This is a genomic window from Bradyrhizobium sp. SZCCHNS30572, from assembly GCF_032484415.1.
Taxonomy (GTDB): domain Bacteria; phylum Pseudomonadota; class Alphaproteobacteria; order Rhizobiales; family Xanthobacteraceae; genus Bradyrhizobium.
Genome location: NZ_JAUESY010000004.1, coordinates 380,139 through 400,674 on the forward strand (window position 1 = coordinate 380,139; position 20,536 = coordinate 400,674).

A 20,536-nucleotide genomic window follows, 5' to 3' on the forward strand; every position below is an offset into this window, starting at 1 on the left:
GCGCGACCACATTGCAGGAGCGCCCCATGAGCTGGCAGCCATCGATCGATCCCGAGTTCGGCGATCCCACATCCTGCGACGCGCTGGAGCACGTCATCGTGCCGCGCACCCGCGATCTCGGCGACGGTTTTGCGGTGCGCCGCGCGCTGCCGCACGGCCGACGCCAGATGGTCGGCCCGTTCATCTTCTTCGATCATTTCGGCCCGGTGCAGTTCATGTCCGGCAAGGGCATGGACGTGCGGCCGCATCCGCATATCGGGCTTGCCACCGTCACCTATCTGTTCGACGGCGCCATCATGCATCGCGACAGCGAGGGCAACGTGCGGGAGATCCAGCCCGGCGCGATGAACCTGATGACGGCGGGCCGCGGCATCGCCCATTCCGAGCGCACGCCCGACCTGCAGCGGCAGAACGGGCAGAAGATGCTGGGCCTGCAGAGCTGGATCGCTCTGCCGGTCGAATCGGAAGAGATCGCGCCGAGCTTCCAGCACTACGCGGCGGACGCGCTGCCGACGGTCAGCGACACCGGCTTCTCCGCGCGCGTCATTGCCGGCAAGGCGTTCGGCGCGGCCTCGCCGGTGACGATGGTCTCGCCCTGGTTCTATGTCGAGGTCACGGCGCAGGCCGGCACGGTGGTGCCGCTCGATCCCGATCACGAGGAGCGCGCCATCTACATCGTCGATGGCGAGGTCGAGATCGCGCGCGAGCGCCACGAGGGCCCGCGGCTCCTGATCTTCCGCCCGGGCGACGCCATCAGCGTGCGCACGGTGAAGCCGACCCGGATGATGTTCCTTGGCGGCGACGCCCTGGAAGGGCCGCGGCACGTGTGGTGGAATTTCGTCTCCTCCAGCAAGGAGCGCATCGAGCAGGCCAAGCAGGACTGGAAAACCGGCCGCTTCGCCGCCGTTCCGCAGGAGCACGAGTTCATTCCGCTGCCGGAATAGGCTATTGCGGTCGCAACGCTCCCGTTTCGAAGGCTCTGCACGATGACCACGCTTCTCGCCAGCAATCTGCCGCTCCCGAAGATCGGCCGCGGCAAGGTCCGCGACATCTATGCCGTCGGCGACGACCGCGTGCTGCTGCTGACCACCGACCGGATCTCGGCCTTCGACGTCGTGATGAACGAAACCATCCCGATGAAGGGCGCGGTGCTGACGCAGATCTCGGCCTACTGGTTCAACGCGCTCGAAGGCGTGGTGCATCACCACATGATCTCGGCCGACACCGACACGATCATCGCGGAGGTGCCAGCGCTGGCGCCGCATCGCGACGAGATTCTCGGGCGCGCGATGCTGTGCAAGCGCACCACCGTGTTCCCGATCGAATGCGTGATCCGCGGCTATCTCTCCGGCTCGGCCTGGAAGGAATATGCGGCCCATGGCACGCTGGCCGGCGAGCAGCTTCCCGCCGGCCTCGTCGAGAGCCAGAAGCTCGACCCCGCGATCTTCAGCCCCGCGACCAAGGCCGAGACCGGCCATGACGAGAACATCACCATTGCGCGAATGCGCGAGGTGGTCGGCGACGACACCGCGTATACGCTGGAGAGCATGACGCGCGCGGTCTACACGCTGGGTGAAAAGCTGGCGCGCGAGCAGGGCATCATCATCGCCGACACCAAGTTCGAGTTCGGCCGCGACAAGGACGGTCACATCATCCTGATCGACGAGGTGATGACGCCCGACTCGTCGCGCTTCTGGGCCGTCGATGCCTATCAGCCGGGCCAGCCGCAGCCGAGCTTCGACAAGCAGCCGCTGCGCGACTATCTCGATGCCGAGCGCCGTGCCGGCCGCTGGAACGGCGACGCCCCCCCGCCGCCCTTGCCGCAGAGCGTGGTGGATGCGACCAGCCAGCGCTATCTGGAGGCGTTCCGGCGGGTGACGGGCAGCGAGCTGAAGATCTGAGCACTGCACGTCTCTCGCCGCGATCACGGAGCCGAAGGCAGTATTTTCTTCGGAGTGGGAGTCGAACTGGTACCGTATCGGCGGTGCGCTCCCCCGCCCCGCTTGCGGGGAGAGGGCTGGGGTGAGGGGGGCTCTCCATGCACACCAGACTCGCGGAGAGCCCCCGTCACCCGGATTGCATCTTCGATGCAATCCGACCTCTCCCCGCAAGCGGGACGAGGTGAGAACTGATCGTTCTGCGAGGCGCGTGCTCACATCAGCCAAGGCATCGTTGATCATCGGAGAGTTGCTAACGAGACGCGCTGCGTCGATCTCGCGGCCATGCTTGCCCGAGCTATGCTGATCGATCTCGCCCTCTGAAAATGCGAGGGCGCAGGGAAGGCCGGGAGCTGGCCGCCCCCATGGCCCGCGTGCGAAAGAAAATGCACGCGGCGGTCACCACAGGTTCAGCCGAGACATCCCGGCCCTCCCTGCGCGATGGGTTTAACGGCTGCTCCGTACTCTCCCCGGGGACCGGCTTGTTTGCCCCCGTCGCCCGCCACGACGCACGAACGTCATCGCGAGATTGGCGCCAGCATCGGGGCGCCAGGACCACACGGCTTGACCGTCCGCGCGCTGCCGTTCGTCAGCGCAAGAGCGCCTGACAGGCACGCGGCCACCGCTCCCCGCCTCTACGTATCGTGACGACGCGTACGCCCCTCTGCATGAGGACGGGATGCGCGGATAAGAACATGATTTCGGAAATAACGCAAGTCAAAAATTGATTGGTGATAGAGTAGCCCGACGGCCGGGGCCGTAAGGAGGGCAAAGGCGCAGCTATGCTGTCTCCGAACGTGATCGCGGTGGCGCCGTGCCCACCAAGTCGCTGATCGAGGGTGGGCACGCTGCCGCCCCACCGTACCGGCCGACCCATCCCGCGATGGTCACGATTAGGATGTGCTACAACATCATATGACGCCGACTACGACCATCGCCATCATCCTGCTGCCAGGAATGGACGGAACCGGAGAGCTCCTGAAGCCGCTTGCCGAGCGCCTGTCCGCGAACCGGCCGACGCAGATCATCGCCTACCCTCTCGATCGACCGCTCGATTACGACCAGCTCGCGACCTTCGTCAGTGAGCGGTTGCCGAGAGATCCCTTCGTCATTCTCGGCGAGTCGTTCTCCGGACCGATCGCCATCGAGATTGCAGCGACTGACGCGCGAGTCGCAGGGCTCATCCTTGCATCGAGCTTCGCGCGCCATCCGTTACCGGCCTGGCTTTCGCACGTCGCGTCGCTGCTCGATCTGAGATGGCTTCCATCAAACCTCTTCGCCGCGATGATCATGGGACGGATGGCGACACCGGAGCTCAGGCTGCAGCTGAAGGACGTCTTGAGATCGCTTCCTGCGGCAGTTCTTCAAGCACGCGCCAAGGACGCCCTTCGCGTCGACAAATGCGACCGGTTGGCCCTGACCAATTGTCCGGCGTTGTGCCTGCACGGCCGCGCGGATCGGCTCGTGGGCCGGCGACAGACCGCCGAGATCCTCACGGCACGCCCCGACTGCAAGCTGTGCGAGCTGGATGCACCGCACATGCTGCTGGCAACCCATGCCGAGGCCGCGGCGGCGGTGATCGACGATTTCTGCCGGCGCTTGGAGCGCAACTAGTCCTCGAACCCCACGAACACCGTCGCTTCCTTCACCGGCTTCCGCTCCGACACCACGGCGTTGGCCGGAAAATCATGATCGGGCCAGCCCAGCGCGATGCTCTTCATGATGACCTGGTCGTCGGCGATGCCGGCGTGCTCGCGGACCACGGGCGATTGCATGATGCCCTGGCTGTTGATGACGGCGCCGAGGCCGCGCGACCAGGCGGCGTTGACCAGCGCATTGGTGACGGCGCCGCAGTCGAACGGCGTGTCGTCGCTGCCGTCGAGCGCACGATCATAGGTCACGATGATGCAGACCGGTGCGTCGAACTGGCGGAAGCCGCGTAGCACCCAGTCCTGTCGCTTGTCCTTGTCGTCGCGCGCGATGCCCATGGCGGAGAACAACTGCTTGGCGACCTGCACCTGGCGCTCGCGATGCGCGCCCGCGAAGGGCTGGCCGATACGGAATTCACGCGACTGCGGGACGCCGGCGACCATCCGCTCGGTATTGCCGGCGCGGATGCGGTTCAGCGGCTCGCCGGTGATGACGTAGAAATTCCAGGGCTGGCTGTTCATCGACGACGGCGCGCGCATCGCAAGCCCGATGATCTCCTCGATCAGCGCCCGCGGCACCGGATCGGGCTTGTAGCCGCGGATGCTGCGGCGGCCGAGGATGACGTCGTCGAACTGCATGTGTGTGATAGTCCCGTGATGACCCCTGATCTGCCGGGAATATTCGCGGCCTTCCGGTTCCGGTGCAAGGTTGACGCGCGAACCGATCGGGTGTCGCGAACACAGGAGGTTGTGATCGAGCTAGACCTTCAGCATCGACAGCACGGCGCGCGCGAGATCGGCCGGACATTCCACGAGGCGGTCGGCGCCGGCCATCTCGAGCTCGTCGCGGCTGCCATAGCCCCAGAGCACGCCGAGGCTGCGCATCCTGACCGCGTGGGCGCCGGCAATGTCGTGGCGGCGGTCACCGACCATGATCGCGTCGGAGGGCGCGATATTCCGCGCGGTGAGAATATGCGCGAGCAGCTCCGGCTTGTGGTCCAGCAGGCCTGACGGCACCGAGCCGTGGATGGCGTCGAACAGCGACGCGAGATCGAGATGCTCGAGGATGCGGCGCGCAAACACCTCCCGTTTGGATGTCGCGAGATAGAGCCGCACCCCCGCGCCATGCATCTCGTGCAGCGCGTCCCGGATGCCGGCATAGAGTTCGCTGCCGAACAGTCCGCTCTCGCCGTAATGCTGGCGATAGGCGGTCACCGCTTCGTCGACCCGATCGTCGTCATACGCCTGCAGCAGCGCCCGCAACATGTCCTGCAGCGGCGGCCCGATGACACTGCGGATATCGAGCGTGTCGTCCGGTGCATGCCCGAGCGCGCGCAACGCCGCTAGGGCGCTCGCGGCGATGCCGGGCTGGGAGTCGATGAGAGTGCCGTCGAGGTCGAGCAGGACGGAGTGACGACCGAGGCTCATCATATCAAGCCTTCGCACTGGGACGGCTCGAAACTACACCATACCACCGCGCGAGATGGTGGAGGTGATCCGGTGGATCGAGCTTGGCGCGGACCGCGAAATCCACCGTCACCATGGCGCTGATGTCGACAATGGTGAAGTCGGGTCCGCAGACGAAGGCGTGGTCGGCGAGCCGCGCGTCGAGCCAGGCGAAGTAGTGCGCGACGCGCAGACGTCCCCGCTCCGCGAGCGCGGCAATCTGCTCGAGCGGCAACGGGCCGGGCAGAGCGCGATGCTCCAGCCCCGGCGCACTGTTCCGGAACGCTTCCTGGATGGCGTAGATGCCATCCCACTCGATCCGCCGCACCCAGCATTCGATGACGGCGCGCTCCTCCGCGCTGCGCCCCATCAGGGCCGGCTCGGGATGCAGTTCCTCGAGGTAGCGGCAGATCGCGATGATGTCGGTGATCGCAGCGCCGCTGTCGAGTTGCAGGACCGGCACCGTGCATTGCGGGTTCAGCGCGCGAAATTCCGGCCGGAACTGCTCGCCGGCGCGCAGGTCGAGCTGAACGGTGGGAATCGTGAGGCCCTTCTCCGCAAGGAAGATACGTACGCGGCGCGGGCTTGGTGCCGTCGCGGAATCGTACAGCCTCATGAGCGTCCTCCTCTGCAGGATTTGGGCTGGAAGGTTGAAAGCTGCGCGGATGGCGCGGCTACTCCGCGCCGAAGATTTCGTCCTGGTCCATGCGCACCGCACGCAAGGCGCGGGTCCGTCGCCACGCGTCGAGCTGCACCGAGGTGGCGTAGGTGATCAGCAGCGAGCGGCGGCGGGCGCCGCTGCGGTTGCGGGTCGCGCCGTGCAGCAGGTTGACGTCGAACAGCAGGATGTCGCCGGCTTCGCCTGTCGTGACCAACGGGGCAGCCTGCGCATCATCCGTGTCGCGGCGATGCGTGCCCGGCGCCACCCGCGTCGCGCCGTTGTCGGGGCCGAACGGATCGAGAAAGGCGAGCGCCGAGACGGCGTCGGTACGGAACCGGTCGACGCCGTCGCGATGCAACGGCTGCTGGCCGCCATCGGCGAGCGGCTCGCGGCCCTCGACTTGGCCGAGGAAGAACGGCGCCTTGAGAATGTGAGACACGGCCGCGAGCATCACCGGCAGCCGGCAGGCGCGCTGCACCGTGGCATCGAGATCGACCATCGCGTGGCGCCAGTCGCGGCCGCGCGGCACCGGCCATTGCTCGGATGGCAGCGTGCCCGCCTCGAACGCATCGCGCAGCGGCGGGAGCCAGTCCGCCGGAATCGCGCCGCGCAGCAGCAGATAACCGTCCGCATCGAGGCGGCGCGCATCCGCGTCCGGAAGCTGGCCGACACCGACGCGCGTGAAGGCTGCGGTCATGGTGAGCTCGCACATTGAGAGGTCGTGGTTCGCCGCGTCATGGTCGACGATCCGGCGCGTCTGGGCAAGCGGCTCGCTTACGCCCGTGCAGCCCGGTGGCGATTCGCGCCGTCGCATTCATCCGGTGGTGATGTCCATCGCCGCAGAAGACGCTGAGACGATGGGCCGCACTGCGGAACGGGCGGCTCGTAGCCGCAGTTCACCGTTCGTTAACCCTCTCGACCTACGCCTCGTTAGCAACACTCTGCAACGATCCGACATACGGGGTAAACGAGCAGTCGAGCTCCTTGGAAGCACACATGGTCGCCATCCAAAGCACCAACCAGATCTCGCCCGCCAACGAGCGGGTCTATCGCCAGAGCAACCTGCTGGGCGAGTGGAAGGGCAGTTGGACGGCCAACGGCCAGGCCGTGAGCTTCAAGGTCGTCAACATCAGAGGCGCCGCCGCGACGGTGGAATACACCCATAACGGCCGCACCGAACGCGGCATCGGCCAGGTCAACGGCTCGACCATCGACTTCGGCTCGGTCACGCTCGGCACCAAGAACGGCAAGAACGCCGTGCTGCTGTTTTCGGCCGGCGGCGGCAAGGCCACCGCGATGCTGGAGAAACAGGCGCCTCCCGCCGACGAGAGCAATCTGGTCGGCAGCTGGGCCGGCTACTCCGGCGAAAACGGCCAGAGCGCGAGCTTTCGCGTGCTGTCCGTCAGCGGCAAGGAGGCCCAGGTCAGCGTGACGACCAACGGCGTCACGCGCCAGGGCACGGGGATCGTCTACAACAACGTCATCATGTTCGGTCAGTCGCAGATCTCGACGACCGACGGCAAGAGCGGCAAGGTCATCTTCCAGGTCGGCAACAAGTCCTACCTGGTGCCGGTGGACAAGCTGCCGAAGACGGCCTGAGCCCAGGCGTCCAGAGCTCAGACGCCCGCCATCATCACGTACTTGATCTCGAGGTATTCCTCGATGCCGTGATGCGAGCCTTCGCGCCCGAGGCCGCTCTCCTTGACGCCGCCGAACGGCGCGACCTCGGTGGTGATCAGACCGGTGTTGACGCCGACCATGCCTGATTCCAGCGCCTCCGCGACGCGCCAGACCCGGCCGAGATCGCGGGCATAGAAGTAGGACGCGAGGCCGAACGGCGAGGCGTTGCACATCGCGATGACATCGGCCTCGTCCTTGAAGCGAATGACGGGCGCGAGCGGGCCGAACGTCTCCTCATGCGCGACCAGCGCGTCGGCCTTGACGTCCCGAAGTACGGTCGGCTCGAAGAAGGTGCGGCCGAGCGCATGGCGCTTGCCGCCGGTGACGACCTTCGCCCCGCCTTTGACCGCGTCGGCGATGTGGCGTTCGACCTTCTCAACCGCCTCTTCGTTGATCAGCGGCCCCTGGGTCACGCCGGCCTCGGTGCCCTCGCCGATCTTCATCGCCGCGACCTTGGCGGCGAGCTTCGCGACGAAGGCGTCGTAGATGCCGTCCTGCGCATAGAGGCGATTGGCGCAGACGCAGGTCTGGCCCATGTTGCGATATTTCGAGACCATGGCGCCTTCGACAGCCGCATCGACATCGGCATCGTCGAACACCACGAACGGCGCGTTGCCGCCGAGCTCGAGCCCGAGCTTCTTCACCGTGCCGGCCGACTGGCGATAGAGAATCTTGCCGACCTCGGTCGAGCCGGTGAAGCCTATGAAGCGCACCGACGGATGCTCGCACAGCACTTTGCCGATCGGCGGCGCGTCGCCGGTGACGATGTTGAGCGCGCCCGCCGGAATCCCGGCGCGTTCGGCCAGCACGGCGAGCGCCAGCGCCGACAGCGGCGTCTCGTTGGCCGGCTTCAGCACCACGGTGCAGCCGGCGGCGAGCGCAGGCGACACCTTGCGGGTGATCATCGAGTTCGGGAAATTCCATGGCGTGATGGCGCCGCAGACGCCGATCGGCTGCTTCAGCGCCAGCAGGCGCGCATCCGGCTTCTGGGTCGGGATGGTCTCGCCATAGACGCGACGCGCCTCCTCGGCGAAGAACTCGATATAGGCGGCGCCGATATCGACCTCGCCGAGCGCCTCCGCCAGCGGCTTGCCCTGCTCGGAGGTGAGGATCAGCGCGAGGTCCTCGCGGTTGGCCGTGATCAGCTCGAACCATTTGCGCAAGGTATTGGAGCGCTGCTTGGCGGTCAGCCGGGCCCAGGACGGGAACGCGCGCGCGGCGGCCTCGACGGCTTGCGTGGTCTCCGCCGCACCGAGCTGCGCGACCTTGGCGAGCTCGGCGCCGGTGGCCGGATTGTTGACCGGAAGCACCGGCGTACCGACCCACGCACCATCGATGTAGCACTGCTCACGCAGCAGCGACGGATCCTTCAGGCGGTCACGCAGGCTCGGGGCGGCAGTGGAGGCACGGGCGGCGGCGGGCGGTGTCATCGGGCTACTCCTCGAAAGCGAGCGATCGTCTCCGAATATAGCCACGCCCCGGCGGCGGCGCACGGCGCGTGCGCCTCCTGAACGGCACATTCGATCCGGCGATCCGTGCCTGTACGGCACCAAATGCTGAATGCTGACGAGCCGACCCGGGATCAGGCCGCGCCGCTCATATAGGTCTCGCGCCGGCCGATCATGCGCTCCGCCGCCGCCTTGGCGTCGGCCTTGGTCGAGGTCGCGCAGGTGCGGTATTCCAGGTCCGGCAAGGCGGCGGGATCACGGCGGCCAAACCATGATTTCTGCCCCACGGGCAGCAGCGCCAGGGCCTGCGCCACATTGTCGACCGCGCCGAACGCATACAGCGCTCCGGTCGCCGCAATGCGCACTTCGTAGATGCCGGGCGTGATCGGCGCCTCGATATTGTCGCCGCGCCCCGGGCGGGGATACCGCTTCCACTCGCTCCACGTTGAAATCATATCGCCCCCAACGGCGGACATTGCCGCCAAAGCCATGCCATCGGCTCGAAAAAGCCGGTTCTTCAACCCTTTAATGCAAAAATGGTTGCAACTCACAACAGTCGCAAGCCCGTGGTGGGAACATGGCCCCCATGTGTCGGACTCGCGACTGAGTGGAACTAATCATGATTCTATTCTGGCGAGAAATTGAAGCGCTGTGGCCTCCGCGGCGCTGTTGTCCCCGCCTGCTTCGTTCGCGCCGCATCATCACGAGATCGCGACCGGCCGTGAGACCGGCGGTCCTTGCTGCCCAGGCCGGCCCGAGAAACAATCGCCTACCGTCATCAAGAACGGAACGGAGGAGACCATGCAGAACAAGACCGACATCGACGGCGTGCTGCGGCAGAAGGCGGAGGCGGGAGAGATTCCCGGCGTCGTCGCCTTTGCCGCTGACAGCAACGGCATCATCTACGAAGGCGCCTTCGGCAAGCGCGACCTCGGCCGCGACGACCCGATGACCACCGACAGCGTGTTCTGGATCGCCTCGATGACCAAGGCCATCACCTGCGCGGCCGGGATGCAGCTGGTCGAGCAGGGCCGGTTGTCGCTGGATGCGCCGATCGGCACGGTGCTGCCGGACCTCGCCGCGCCCAAGGTGCTCGACGGTTTCGACGCCAATGGCGAGCCGATCCTGCGGCCGGCGAAGACCGCGATCACGCTGCGCCATCTGATGACCCACACCGCCGGCTTCTGCTACGACATGTGGAACGGCGATATGGCCACCTATGTGCAGAAGGCCGGAACGCCCGGCATCATCACCTGCAAGAACGACGCTCTCAAATTGCCGCTCGCCTCCGATCCCGGCACGCGCTGGGAATACGGCATCAACATCGATTTCGTCGGCAAGGCGGTCGAGGCCGCCAGCGGCCAGAAGCTCGACGCGTACTTGCGCGACCATCTGTTCGCACCGCTCGGCATGGACGATACCGGCTTCAAGCTCGGCCCGTCGCAGCGCGCGCGTCTGGTCGGCATGCATGCCCGCGGCGAGGACGGCAGCCTGGCGCCGATCCCGTTCGAGCTCGAGCAGGAGCCGGAATTCCACATGGGCGGCGGCGGGCTCTACGGCACGGCCGGCGACTACATCCGCTTCACCCGGATGATCCTCAACAATGGCCGCGGCAACGGCAACCAGGTGCTCAAGCCCGAGACGGTCGCGGCGATGCGCGACAACCATATCGGCGAGCTCGAGATGACGAAGATGGCCGCGGCGGTGCCCGGCGTGACCAACGACGTCGATCTCTATCCCGACATCGTCAAGAAATGGGGCTTGAGCTTCATGATCACGACGGCGCAGACCCCGGAGGGCCGCAGTGCCGGCAGCCTCGCCTGGGCCGGCCTCGCCAACACCTACTACTGGATCGATCCTGCGCGCGACGTCACCGGCGTGATCCTGATGCAGCTCCTGCCGTTCGCCGACCGGCTGTGCCTGGAGACCTTTGCAGGCTTCGAGCGCGGGGTCTATGCCGGGCTCGATGCCGCGGGCGGACAGAAGGCGGCGTGATCAGATTGCCAACTGACCGGAGTGAGCTCGGAATGAGTTAGTTGGCATCATGCCCGGGCTTGGCCCGGGCATCCACGTCTTCGGTCCCGCAGCTCGATAAAACGTGGATGGCCGGGTCAAGCCCGGCCATGACGGTGGAGAGAGTTGTGTGTCTCCGGTGAAAAAGAACGCGTGACCTCAGCTTCGACCTACACCTTCAGTCCGTTCTGAGCCGCCAATTCCTTCAGCGACACCTGCGGCCTTGCACCAATGTGCTGGATCACTTCGGCGGCGGCGAGGCCGCCGAGGCGGCCGGCCATCTCATAGCCGGTCTTGCGCACCAGCCCGAACAGGAAGCCGGCGGCGAACAGATCGCCCGCGCCGGTAGTATCGACCAGGCTCTCGATCGGATGCGCCGGCACCGAGATCACGCCGTCATTCGACACCACGACGCAGCCTTGTTCGCTGCGGGTGACGATGCCGAGCGTGGCGTCCTCACGCAGCTGCTTCAGCGCGCCGTCGAAATCCGAGGTCTGGTACAGCGAATGCAGCTCGGCCTCGTTGGCGAAGACGAGATCGACGGTGCCGCCGCGCATCAGGTCGAGAAACTCCTCGCGATAGCGATCGACGCAGAACGAATCCGACAAGGTCAGCGCGACCTCGCGTCCGGCGTCATGCGCGATCGCCGCCGCCTTCACGAACGCATCCTTGGCGTCCTTCGGGTCCCACAGATAACCTTCGAGATAGATGATGCGCGCCGCCGCAATCTGCGCGGGATCGATGTCCGCGGCGGTGAGATTTTGCGCGGCGCCGAGATAGGTGTTCATGGTGCGCTCGCCGTCCGGCGTCACCAGGATGTAACAGCAGCCGGTCGCCGGGCCGTCGGCAGCGGGCACGGTATCGAAGGTGACGCCGGCGGCGCGGATATCATGCCGGTACATCCGGCCGATCTGGTCGTCCTTGACCTTGCCCACGTAAGCGGCACGCGCGCCCAGGCTGGCGAGGCCAGCGATGGTGTTGGCCCCCGAACCGCCGGACATCTCGGTGGCCGGACCCATATCGGCATAGATCGCGGCCGCGCGGGCCTCGTCGATCAGCGCCATGCTGCCCTTGGTCATGCCGTGCCGGGTGAGAAAGGCTTCATCGGCATGCACCAGCACGTCGAAGATCGCGTTGCCGATCCCGAGAACATCGTATTTCGCGTCAGTCATCCACTGGCCCCGTTTACGGCGTTTTGCAAACGCTGCGGCCTATCACAAGCGGCGCTGCTATAGAAGCCTGATGATCCGCTCATTCGTGACTGTGTTGTCAGGAACACTGGCCTCGCGCCTGCTCGGCTTCGTCCGGGATGCGCTGATGGCCGCGCTGCTCGGCGCCGGTCCGGTCGCGGACGCATTTCTCGCGGCGTTTCAGCTCGTCAACGTCGTCAGGCGATTGCTGACGGAGGGCGCGCTCAATGCAGCCCTGGTGCCGGCCTGGCTGCGAATATACCAGCAGTCTGGTAGGACACATGCGGCAGCTTTTGCCGGCCGCGTGCTCGGCACCGTCAGCGCCGGCCTGCTCGCCGCCACCTTGGTGCTGGCGCTGCTGATGCCGTTCGTGATGACCGTGCTCGCGCCGGGCTTCGCCGGTGAAGAGACGCTCACCCTGGCCGTCAACGATGCCAGGCTGATGCTGCCCTATCTCGCCTTTGCCGGCCCCTCGACGGTGCTGCTCGCACTGTCCAGCGCGCAACGACGCTTTGCGCTCGCGGCCTTCGCCCCGCTGCTGTTCAACGTGGCATTGATCAGCGTGACCATCGTGCTGCTGATGCAACATCCGGACCCTGGAAGCGCCGCGCTGCTGCTCGCCGCCACGATCGGTGTCGCCGGGCTGCTGCAGCTCGCGATGCTCGCGCGGCGAGGCCGCGACGGCCCCCTCGCCTCGCCGGTGCGCGTCACCTTCCATGGCGAAATGCGCGGCTTCTTCGCCAAGGCGCTGCCCGGCATGGTCGCCAGCGCCGGCCCGCAATTGCTCGCGGTCGGCGGCGCGGTCATCGCCTCCACCTCGCCTTCCGCGGTGTCGTGGCTGTATTTCGCCAACCGCCTGATCGAGCTGCCGCTCGGGCTCGTCGGCGTTGCCATGGGCACGGTGCTGGTGCCGGAGCTGACGCGCGCGCTGCACGAGGGCAACGAGGAGGCTCTGGCGGAGGTGCAATCGCGCGGCCTCGAGCTGACGATCGGGCTCGCGCTGCCTGCGACGCTCGGACTCATGATCCTGAACGAGCCGATCATTCGTTTGCTGTTCGAACATGGCGCATTCAGTTCGGACGATGCCGCCGCGACGGCGCAGGTGCTGACCTGGCTCGCGGCAGCGTTGCCGGCGCAGGTGCTGACCAAGGCGCTGCAGCCCGCCTTCTTCGCGCGCGAGGACACGCGGACGCCGCTGCGCGCGACGTTGATCGGATGCGGTGTCGCGATCGCGCTGGCGTTCCTGCTCGCACAATTGTTTGCGGCAAGTGGCATCGCGGCAGGGCTCGCGCTCGGTGCCTGGGCCAATGCGGCGGTCCTGATCCGGCGTGGCGCCACGCGCCTCGGTTTCGCGCTTCCCCCTGCCTCGCGGCGCCGGCTGCCGCGCATCACGTTGGCTGCGATGGTCATGGGCGCGGTCCTCTGGACCGTCGCCGGACGCTTCGCCGGCACGTGGAGCAGCAGCCATCTCGGCGCGGCCGCCCTGCTCGCCGCCCTGATCAGCGGCGCCATCATCCTCTACGGCGTGCTTCTGTTGTCCCTGGGCGCCGTAAGCTGGCGCGAAACCGTCCGGGCGATCCGGCAAAAGCCCGCCGGCGACTTGCACCTTTGAGGCGCACGTGCCAAACGACCCCAAATCCATTCATCCGGAACAGTGACCATGGCCTTCGTGGAACGGGTTTTCTCGGGCGTCCAGCCGACCGGCAACCTGCATCTCGGCAACTATCTCGGCGCGATCGTCAACTTCGTGAAGATGCAGCAGACCCACAACTGCATCTATTGCGTCGTCGACATGCACGCGATCACCATGCCGATCGATGTCTGGGGCGGCCCCGCCGAACTCGCGCGCAACACCCGCGAGGTCACCGCCGCCTTCATCGCCGCCGGCATCGATCCGAAGAAGCACATCGTGTTCAACCAGAGCCAGGTCTCAGGGCACGCCGAGCTCGCCTGGATCTTCAACTGCGTCGCGCGCATCGGCTGGCTGAACCGCATGACGCAGTTCAAGGAGAAGGCCGGCAAGGACCGTGAGAACGCATCGGTCGGTCTGTACGACTATCCGGTGCTGATGGCCGCCGACATCCTGCTGTACCGCGCCACCCATGTTCCGGTCGGCGAGGACCAGAAGCAGCATCTCGAGCTCTCGCGCGACATCGCGCAGAAGTTCAACAATGACTACGGCGACTCGATCCGCAGCCACGGCTTCGGCGACGGCCTGTTCTTCCCGCTTCCGGAACCCTTCATCACCGGTCCCGCGACGCGCGTGATGTCGCTGCGCGACGGCACCAAGAAGATGTCGAAGTCCGATGCCTCGGACTATTCGCGCATCAACCTGACCGACGATGCCGATACGATCGCGCAGAAGGTCCGCAAGGCCAAGACCGATCCGGAGCCGCTGCCGACCGAGGAAAAGGGGCTGGACGCGCGTCCCGAGGCCGACAACCTCGTCGGCATCTACGCGGCGCTGTCGGACCGCAGCAAGGCCGATGTGCTCAGGGATTTCGGCGGCGGCCAGTTCTCCAGTTTCAAGAACGCGCTGGTCGAGCTGTGCGTCACCAAGCTCGGGCCGATCGCCGGGGAGATGAAGCGCCTGACCGCCGATCCCGGCTACGTCGAGTCCGTGCTGGTCGACGGCGCCGACCGCGCCCAGGCCATCGCCGCGGAGACCATGAAGACGGCCAAGGACATCGTCGGCTTCATCCGCAAGCCCTGAGCAGCACGGCGCGCGCTCCGGAGTCGGCCTTGCGGCCGTAGCCCGGATGAGCGAAGCGGCATCCTCGCTACTAGGAGCCGCACCACCGCTGTCGTTGCGGGCGCGATGGAACCCGCAGCCCTCTCCCCAACGGAGATGGGCTGTGGCAGCATCGCGGTCGGATCGACTCGCAGCAGCAGGCGGGAACGCGATGGCGGCGCAGCGGCAGAGCTACCAGACCGGCCATGCGCCGAAATGCCTGGTCGTGGTCGACGACAGCGAGGAGTGGGACCGCGCGGTCCGCTATGCCGGCCGCTGGGCGGTCCGTTCCGGCGGCCGTATCGTCATGCTGCACGTGATCGAGACGGAGGACCAGAACCAGCAATGGCTGGGGGTCGCCGATCTGATGCGGGCCGAGGCGCAGGAGCAGGCGCATGCCGAGCTCGACCAGGCCGCGGCGCTGCTGTCGGCGATCGGCGTGACCGCGCCGGAACGGGTGATCCGCGAGGGTGAGCCGACGGCGCAGATCCTGGAGACGATCGAGCACGACAGCGACATCGCGCTGCTGGTGCTCGCCGCCCATTCCGGCCCCGAGGGCCCCGGCCCCCTGGTCACCCATGTCACCAAGACGAGCGGTGCCTTCCCGATCCCGCTGGTGATCGTGCCGGGCGATCTCGGTGACGCCGATCTCGACGCCCTTTCATAGGCTTAGATCGGAAACGCCGGCCATGCCCCCTTGATCGTGCGCGCGTTCGCGCCATCTGCTATGAGGACACCACAGGCCGGCCTTGAACCGGCGCTGCCGGAGAAAACCATGTTCATCCAGACCGAAGCCACCCCCAATCCCGCCACCTTGAAGTTCATCCCGGGCCGCGTCGTGCTGCCCGCGGGCACGATGGAGTTCGGCAGCCGCGACGCCGCCGCGCGCTCCCCGCTGGCCGAGCGCCTGTTCGCCGTCGACGGCGTCAGCGGCGTGTTCTACGGCGCCGATTTCATCACCGTCACCAAGAGCGACGGTGAGTGGCAGCACCTCAAGCCGGCGATCCTCGGCGCGATCATGGAGCACTACATGTCGGGCGCGCCGCTGCTCGCCGACGGCAGCGCCGCCAATGATGAATCCGCCGACGAGGACGACGAGTTCTACGACGAGGCCGACACCGAGACGGTCGGCATGATCAAGGACCTGATCGAGAGCCGCGTCCGCCCGGCCGTAGCCAATGACGGCGGCGACATCACTTTCCGCGGCTTCAAGGACGGCATCGTCTATCTCAACATGAAGGGCGCCTGCTCGGGCTGCCCGTCGTCGACCGCGACCCTGCAGCACGGCATCCAGAACCTGCTGAAGCACTTCGTGCCCGAGGTGGTTGAAGTCCGGCCGATGTAGGAAGGCAATGGCGAATGGGGTTGGCGAACAGATCTGCGCGCTAATCAGCATTTGCCTCTGCTCACGCTGCGCTGCCGAGGGTGGCGGCCACGGCCGCCCCCACCGCATGCTCGACGGTATCTCGCTCGTCACCGCGCTCGGCGTGCCGACCGGCTTCGCCGGCGCCGCCCAGACTTGCGCCAATCGGTACTTTCGCCGGACCTGTTCGTCGCCCCCCACTGCGCTCGAACTTGACCGAGCGGAATTGGGCGTTTGAGGCTGGTCCGGATGAGGCGGCGACCCCCATGCCATCGGTGCCGAACCCGAGCACCGGCTTGCGAGCGATTGATCGCCTCGACCCGGCCCCATCGCGCCGGCATCGCCTTTGCCACCGGGATGGCGCGGCGGCCTGAACGTCGAACCGGACGATCAATCCAACAGCCCGGAAAGATTTGCTTGAATGAGCGCCAATTCAGTAGTTTGCGGTCGTGCGCCGTGATGCGTTTTTCCCGATCAGGATGTAAGAAAGCGGCAACCGACTTTATCAAAGCCCCAAAAAGGTATTCGGCGCTCCTTTCAATGTGAATCTGACCGGATGTTGATCCTCGCCATCGATACTGCCCTCGACCATTGCGCGGCTGCCGTTCTGGACACTGATTCGGCCGCGATGCGCGCCGAGGAAACGCTGCCGATGAAGCGCGGCCACGCCGAGGCGCTGATGCCGCTGATCGCGCGCGTGATGCGCCAGTCGGGCGTCGGCTTCCACGAGCTCGACCGCATCGCGGTGACGACGGGTCCTGGTAGTTTCACCGGGCTGCGCGTCGGCCTCTCCGCCGCGCGCGGCATTGCCTTGGCGGCGCACAAGCCGGTCGTCGGCGTGACCACGCTGTCCGCCTACGCGGCGCCGATCGTCAGCGAGGACCGCGCCAACCCGGTGATCTCGGCGATCGATGCCCGGCACGACCATGTCTACTACCAAGTCGTGAGCGGCAGCGGCGAGGAACTGGTCGCGCCCCAGGTCGCTGCGACAGACGACGTCCTGGCGGCCGCGCGGCTCGGCGCCCCGCACCTCGTCGGCAACGCCGCGGCGCTGCTGGCCGAGCGGTGGCCCAAGGACGCAGCCGCGCCAGTTGCGGTCGACTCGCAAGACGGGCCCGACATCGGCTGGGTCGCCTGGCTCGGCGCGGCCGCCGACCCGGCGCACGCGCCGGCGCGGCCGTTCTATCTGCGCGCGCCCGACGTCAAGCCGCCCGCCGGTGCGGCGCGTCAACCGGCGCAGACGGCCGTCTCGTCATGAACATGTTCTTCCGCTGGCTCGGCAGCCCCAAACCGTTGGTCGAAGCGGCCGCGCCGCGCGACGCCGCCAGGCTCGCCCAGATCCACGCCGCCTCGTTTCACCGCGGCTGGGGCGAAGGCGAGTTCGAGGCGATGCTGGCCGAGCGCAACACCATGATCCATCGGCTGCGGCTCGGGCGGAAGCTCATCGGCTTCATCGTCTCGCGAATCGGCGCGGACGAAGCGGAAATATTGTCAGTTGCACTTGACCCAAATCAGCGCGGCCGCGGATTTTCTCGTGATCTGTTGCTGCAGCATCTCGGGCACCTCGCGGGGCGCGGGGTCCGGACGGTCTTTCTCGAAGTGGAGGAAAACAACCAGCCGGCCCGCCGACTCTATGAACGCGCCGGATTTGCGACCGTGGGCCGTCGGGAACGCTATTACCTTCAGCCCGGCGGGGAACAGTTGAATGCGCTTCTGATGCGCCGGGACTTGTCGTAACCTGCGCTTGGTGGCAGAAAGCGCATCCTTGAGGCGAGACACGATGACCTCCTTGAAAACCACGCCAGCGCTCAATTCCACCGGAATCGAGGCCCGCTGTGCCGCCACCGGCATGCGCATGACCGAGCAGCGCCGGGTCATTGCCCGCGTGCTCGCGGAAGCCTGCGACCATCCCGACGTCGAGGAGTTGTACCGGCGCTGCGTCGCCGTCGACGACAAGATCTCGATCTCCACGGTCTATCGCACCGTGAAGCTGTTCGAGGATGCCGGCATCATCGAACGCCATGATTTCCGCGAGGGTCGCGCCCGCTACGAGCAGATGCGCGACAGCCATCATGATCATCTGATCAATCTGCGCGACGGCAAGGTGATCGAGTTCACCTCCGAGGAGATCGAGAAGCTGCAGGCCGAGATCGCCCGCAAGCTCGGCTACAAGCTGGTCGATCACCGGCTGGAGCTGTATTGCGTGCCGCTCGACGAAGAGACGAATGGCTGACGCGGCGCCGGCTTCGAACCTCGATCTCGTCATTTTCGATTGCGATGGCGTGCTGGTCGACAGCGAGGTGATCTCCTGTCAGACGCACGCCGACGTGCTCAGCCTGTGCGGCTATCCGATCACGACCGAGCAGGTGTTCGCGCGGTTCCTGGGCCGCTCCCTGAAACAGGCGAAGCTCGAGGTCGAGGCCGAGCTCGGTCGTTCCCTGCCCGACGATTTCAACCCGAAACTGCAGGATCGCCTGTTCCGCGCCTTCGAGCAGGACCTCGCGGCCATCGACGGGATCGCGGAGGCGCTCGACACCATCGACGTGCCGGTGTGCGTCGCCTCCTCCGGCTCGCACCAGCGCATGCGCGTCAGCCTTGGCGCCACCCGGCTCTACGATCGCCTCGCCCCGCACATCTTCTCATCCTCCCAAGTCGAGAACGGCAAGCCCGCGCCCGATCTGTTCCTGTTCGCGGCAGCGCAGATGAAGGCGCGTCCCGCGGCCTGCGTGGTGATCGAGGACAGCACGGCCGGTATCCGGGGCGGTGTCGCGGCCGGCATGACAGTGCTCGGGTTTCACGGCGGCAGCCACTGCCGGCCCGGGCACGCCGACGACCTGCGAGCGGCCGGCGCCACCGTGGTTTTCGACGACATGCGGCAGTTGCCGGCGATTCTGAGCCGGCTGGCCGAGAAAAAGCCCGCGATCGCTGGATTTTCGGCCCCCTAGCCTATATCTGAGCGCGGCGCCGAATTGGGCGCGCCTCCGACTGCATGCAAGGGTTCATGACGCCGCCGCGCAAGCTGCACATCAAGTCCTATGGCTGCCAGATGAATGTCTACGATGCCCAGCGCATGGTGGACACGCTGGGGCCTGAGGGCTTCGTCGAGACCGCCGAGGCCGGCGACGCCGATCTCGTGATCCTCAACACCTGCCACATCCGCGAAAAGGCCTCCGAGAAGGTCTATTCGGAGCTCGGGCGGCTGCGGGTCGCGAAGGAGGACGCCGCGCGGGCCGGCCGGACGATGCAGATCGCCGTGGCCGGCTGCGTGGCGCAAGCGGAAGGCGAGGAGATCATCGCCCGCGCCCCCACCGTCGACGTCGTGGTCGGCCCGCAGAGCTACCACCATCTGCCGCAGCTCCTGGCCCAGGCCCGCCGCGGCGAGCGGGCGATCGAGACCGAATTCCCGGCCCAGGACAAGTTCGGCTTCCTGGCGAAGCCCAGCCGCGAGGCGATCCGCGCCCGCGGCGTCTCGGCCTTCGTGACCGTGCAGGAAGGCTGCGACAAGTTCTGCACCTTCTGCGTGGTGCCGTATACGCGCGGCAGCGAGATGTCGCGTGCGGTGACACGCATCGTCGACGACGTGACGCAGCTCGTCGACAATGGCGTTCGCGAGATCACCCTGATCGGCCAGAACGTCAACGCCTATCACGGCGAAGGCCCTGACGGCCGGCCCTGGACGCTGGGGCGGCTGCTCCATGGGATCGCCGAGATTCCGGGCGTGGCGCGGATCCGCTACTCGACCAGCCATCCCAACGACGTCGACGACAGCCTGATCGCGGCGCATCGCGATCTCGAAGCGGTGATGCCGTTCGTGCATCTGCCGGTTCAGTCGGGATCTGACCGCATCCTGAACGCCATGAACCGCAAACACACGGCGACTGACTATCGCAAAGTCGTCGACCGTTTTCGCGCCGTCCGTCACGACATTGCATTCTCTTCGGATTTCATCGTCGGGTTCCCGGGCGAGACCGAGGAAGATTTTCGCGCCACCCTCGCCCTGATCGACCAAATCGGCTACGCTGCGGCGTATTCGTTCAAGTATTCGCCGCGCCCGGGAACTCCGGCAGCGGACATGCCGGAGATGGTGTCAGCGACCGAGATGGACGAGCGATTGGAGCGCCTCCAGAGCTTGATCGACAGCCAGCAAGCAGCCTTCAACAAGGCCGCGATCGGCCAGGTCGTCGACGTGTTGTTCGAGCGGCCAGCGCGCAAGCCCGGGCAACTGGTCGGACGGACCGCGTATCTGCAGCCGGCCCACGTCATGGCGTCCGACGACATCATCGGCCAGGTTCTGCCGGTGCGGATCGACAGTCTCGAACGCTACAGCCTGCTCGGCGAGCTCGTCACGGCCGCGCCGGCAGTGATCTCCCACACGCCCCTCGTGTCCATCGGAGGCTGAGCACTTGCCCAAGAGCGCA

At 66.6% G+C, this 20,536-nt stretch carries 21 protein-coding genes; 14 read left to right on the forward strand and 7 right to left on the reverse strand.

All coding sequences use genetic code 11. The features are described 5' to 3' along the window. The first annotated feature begins 26 nt into the window (after positions 1–26). The 3 genes from QX048_RS12910 (at position 27) to QX048_RS12920 (ending at position 3,551) form a co-directional block, all read left to right on the forward strand. The gene (locus QX048_RS12910) at positions 27–944 is read left to right on the forward strand and encodes a pirin family protein (RefSeq protein ID WP_315715008.1); all 918 of its coding nucleotides are present in this window, start codon (positions 27–29) and stop codon (positions 942–944) included. A gap of 42 nt (positions 945–986) precedes the next feature. After that, on the forward strand, positions 987–1,901 hold the full coding sequence (locus tag QX048_RS12915) for a phosphoribosylaminoimidazolesuccinocarboxamide synthase (RefSeq protein WP_315715007.1): 915 nt from the start codon (positions 987–989) through the stop codon (positions 1,899–1,901). Positions 1,902–2,852: 951 nt separating this feature from the next. Further along, a complete protein-coding gene (locus QX048_RS12920) occupies positions 2,853–3,551 on the forward strand; it encodes an alpha/beta fold hydrolase (RefSeq protein WP_315825640.1) in 699 nt (232 codons plus the stop codon). Here QX048_RS12920 and QX048_RS12925 read toward each other — a convergent pair. The 4 genes from QX048_RS12925 to QX048_RS12940 form a co-directional block, all read right to left on the reverse strand. After that, positions 3,548–4,225 carry a nitroreductase gene (locus QX048_RS12925; RefSeq protein WP_315751798.1) on the reverse strand — a complete coding sequence of 226 codons (678 nt, stop codon included), beginning with the start codon at positions 4,223–4,225 and terminating at the stop codon, positions 3,548–3,550. The genes QX048_RS12920 and QX048_RS12925 overlap by 4 nt on opposite strands. Positions 4,226–4,345: 120 nt before the next feature. Continuing rightward, positions 4,346–5,014: an HAD hydrolase-like protein gene (locus QX048_RS12930; protein ID WP_315825823.1), complete on the reverse strand. Its 669-nt coding sequence runs from the start codon at positions 5,012–5,014 to the stop codon at positions 4,346–4,348. A gap of 4 nt (positions 5,015–5,018) precedes the next feature. Then, on the reverse strand, positions 5,019–5,648 hold the full coding sequence (locus QX048_RS12935) for a glutathione S-transferase (protein ID WP_315825641.1): 630 nt from the start codon (positions 5,646–5,648) through the stop codon (positions 5,019–5,021). A gap of 58 nt (positions 5,649–5,706) precedes the next feature. Beyond that, positions 5,707–6,390, reverse strand: a complete 684-nt coding sequence (locus QX048_RS12940; protein ID WP_315825642.1) for a phytanoyl-CoA dioxygenase family protein — start codon at positions 6,388–6,390, stop codon at positions 5,707–5,709. Positions 6,391–6,689: 299 nt separating this feature from the next. Between QX048_RS12940 and QX048_RS12945 the strand changes: the two genes are divergently transcribed. Continuing rightward, positions 6,690–7,292, forward strand: coding sequence for a hypothetical protein (locus QX048_RS12945; protein WP_315825643.1), 603 nt, complete (start codon positions 6,690–6,692; stop codon positions 7,290–7,292). A gap of 17 nt (positions 7,293–7,309) precedes the next feature. On the opposite strand, the gene QX048_RS12950 is transcribed toward QX048_RS12945, so the two are convergent. Both QX048_RS12950 and QX048_RS12955 read right to left on the reverse strand, forming a co-directional pair. Beyond that, the gene (locus QX048_RS12950; protein WP_315825644.1) at positions 7,310–8,803 is read right to left on the reverse strand and encodes an NAD-dependent succinate-semialdehyde dehydrogenase; all 1,494 of its coding nucleotides are present in this window, start codon (positions 8,801–8,803) and stop codon (positions 7,310–7,312) included. Positions 8,804–8,955: 152 nt separating this feature from the next. Further along, the gene (locus QX048_RS12955) at positions 8,956–9,276 is read right to left on the reverse strand and encodes a hypothetical protein (protein WP_011942561.1); all 321 of its coding nucleotides are present in this window, start codon (positions 9,274–9,276) and stop codon (positions 8,956–8,958) included. Positions 9,277–9,622: 346 nt separating this feature from the next. On the opposite strand from QX048_RS12955, the gene QX048_RS12960 reads away from it, so the two are divergent. After that, positions 9,623–10,816 carry a serine hydrolase domain-containing protein gene (locus QX048_RS12960; protein WP_315751793.1) on the forward strand — a complete coding sequence of 398 codons (1,194 nt, stop codon included), beginning with the start codon at positions 9,623–9,625 and terminating at the stop codon, positions 10,814–10,816. 188 nt (positions 10,817–11,004) lie between these two features. Here the strand turns inward: QX048_RS12960 and QX048_RS12965 are convergent, their stop codons facing one another. Then, entirely contained in the window at positions 11,005–12,006 is a 1,002-nt protein-coding gene (locus tag QX048_RS12965) for an adenosine kinase (protein ID WP_315751792.1), read from the reverse strand. 70 nt (positions 12,007–12,076) lie between these two features. Between QX048_RS12965 and murJ the strand changes: the two genes are divergently transcribed. The 9 genes from murJ to miaB all read left to right on the forward strand — a co-directional run bounded on the left by murJ (position 12,077) and on the right by miaB (position 20,517). Continuing rightward, positions 12,077–13,636 carry a murein biosynthesis integral membrane protein MurJ gene (murJ, locus tag QX048_RS12970; protein ID WP_315825645.1) on the forward strand — a complete coding sequence of 520 codons (1,560 nt, stop codon included), beginning with the start codon at positions 12,077–12,079 and terminating at the stop codon, positions 13,634–13,636. Between the two features lie 48 nt (positions 13,637–13,684). After that, positions 13,685–14,737 carry a tryptophan--tRNA ligase gene (gene trpS / locus QX048_RS12975; RefSeq protein ID WP_315751791.1) on the forward strand — a complete coding sequence of 351 codons (1,053 nt, stop codon included), beginning with the start codon at positions 13,685–13,687 and terminating at the stop codon, positions 14,735–14,737. 190 nt (positions 14,738–14,927) lie between these two features. Continuing rightward, the gene (locus QX048_RS12980; protein WP_315716941.1) at positions 14,928–15,422 is read left to right on the forward strand and encodes a universal stress protein; all 495 of its coding nucleotides are present in this window, start codon (positions 14,928–14,930) and stop codon (positions 15,420–15,422) included. A gap of 108 nt (positions 15,423–15,530) precedes the next feature. Then, entirely contained in the window at positions 15,531–16,100 is a 570-nt protein-coding gene (locus QX048_RS12985) for a NifU family protein (RefSeq protein WP_315716940.1), read from the forward strand. Positions 16,101–16,674: 574 nt separating this feature from the next. Continuing rightward, entirely contained in the window at positions 16,675–17,376 is a 702-nt protein-coding gene (gene tsaB / locus QX048_RS12990; RefSeq protein WP_315716939.1) for a tRNA (adenosine(37)-N6)-threonylcarbamoyltransferase complex dimerization subunit type 1 TsaB, read from the forward strand. Then, entirely contained in the window at positions 17,373–17,855 is a 483-nt protein-coding gene (rimI, locus tag QX048_RS12995; RefSeq protein ID WP_315751789.1) for a ribosomal protein S18-alanine N-acetyltransferase, read from the forward strand. The genes tsaB and rimI overlap by 4 nt, the downstream gene beginning before the upstream one ends. Positions 17,856–17,898: 43 nt before the next feature. After that, positions 17,899–18,351, forward strand: coding sequence for a Fur family transcriptional regulator (locus QX048_RS13000; RefSeq protein ID WP_315716937.1), 453 nt, complete (start codon positions 17,899–17,901; stop codon positions 18,349–18,351). Further along, the gene (locus QX048_RS13005; protein WP_315751788.1) at positions 18,344–19,063 is read left to right on the forward strand and encodes an HAD family hydrolase; all 720 of its coding nucleotides are present in this window, start codon (positions 18,344–18,346) and stop codon (positions 19,061–19,063) included. The genes QX048_RS13000 and QX048_RS13005 overlap by 8 nt, the downstream gene beginning before the upstream one ends. 56 nt (positions 19,064–19,119) lie before the next feature. Next, a complete protein-coding gene (miaB, locus tag QX048_RS13010) occupies positions 19,120–20,517 on the forward strand; it encodes a tRNA (N6-isopentenyl adenosine(37)-C2)-methylthiotransferase MiaB (protein WP_316200463.1) in 1,398 nt (465 codons plus the stop codon). The last annotated feature ends 19 nt before the right edge of the window (positions 20,518–20,536 follow it).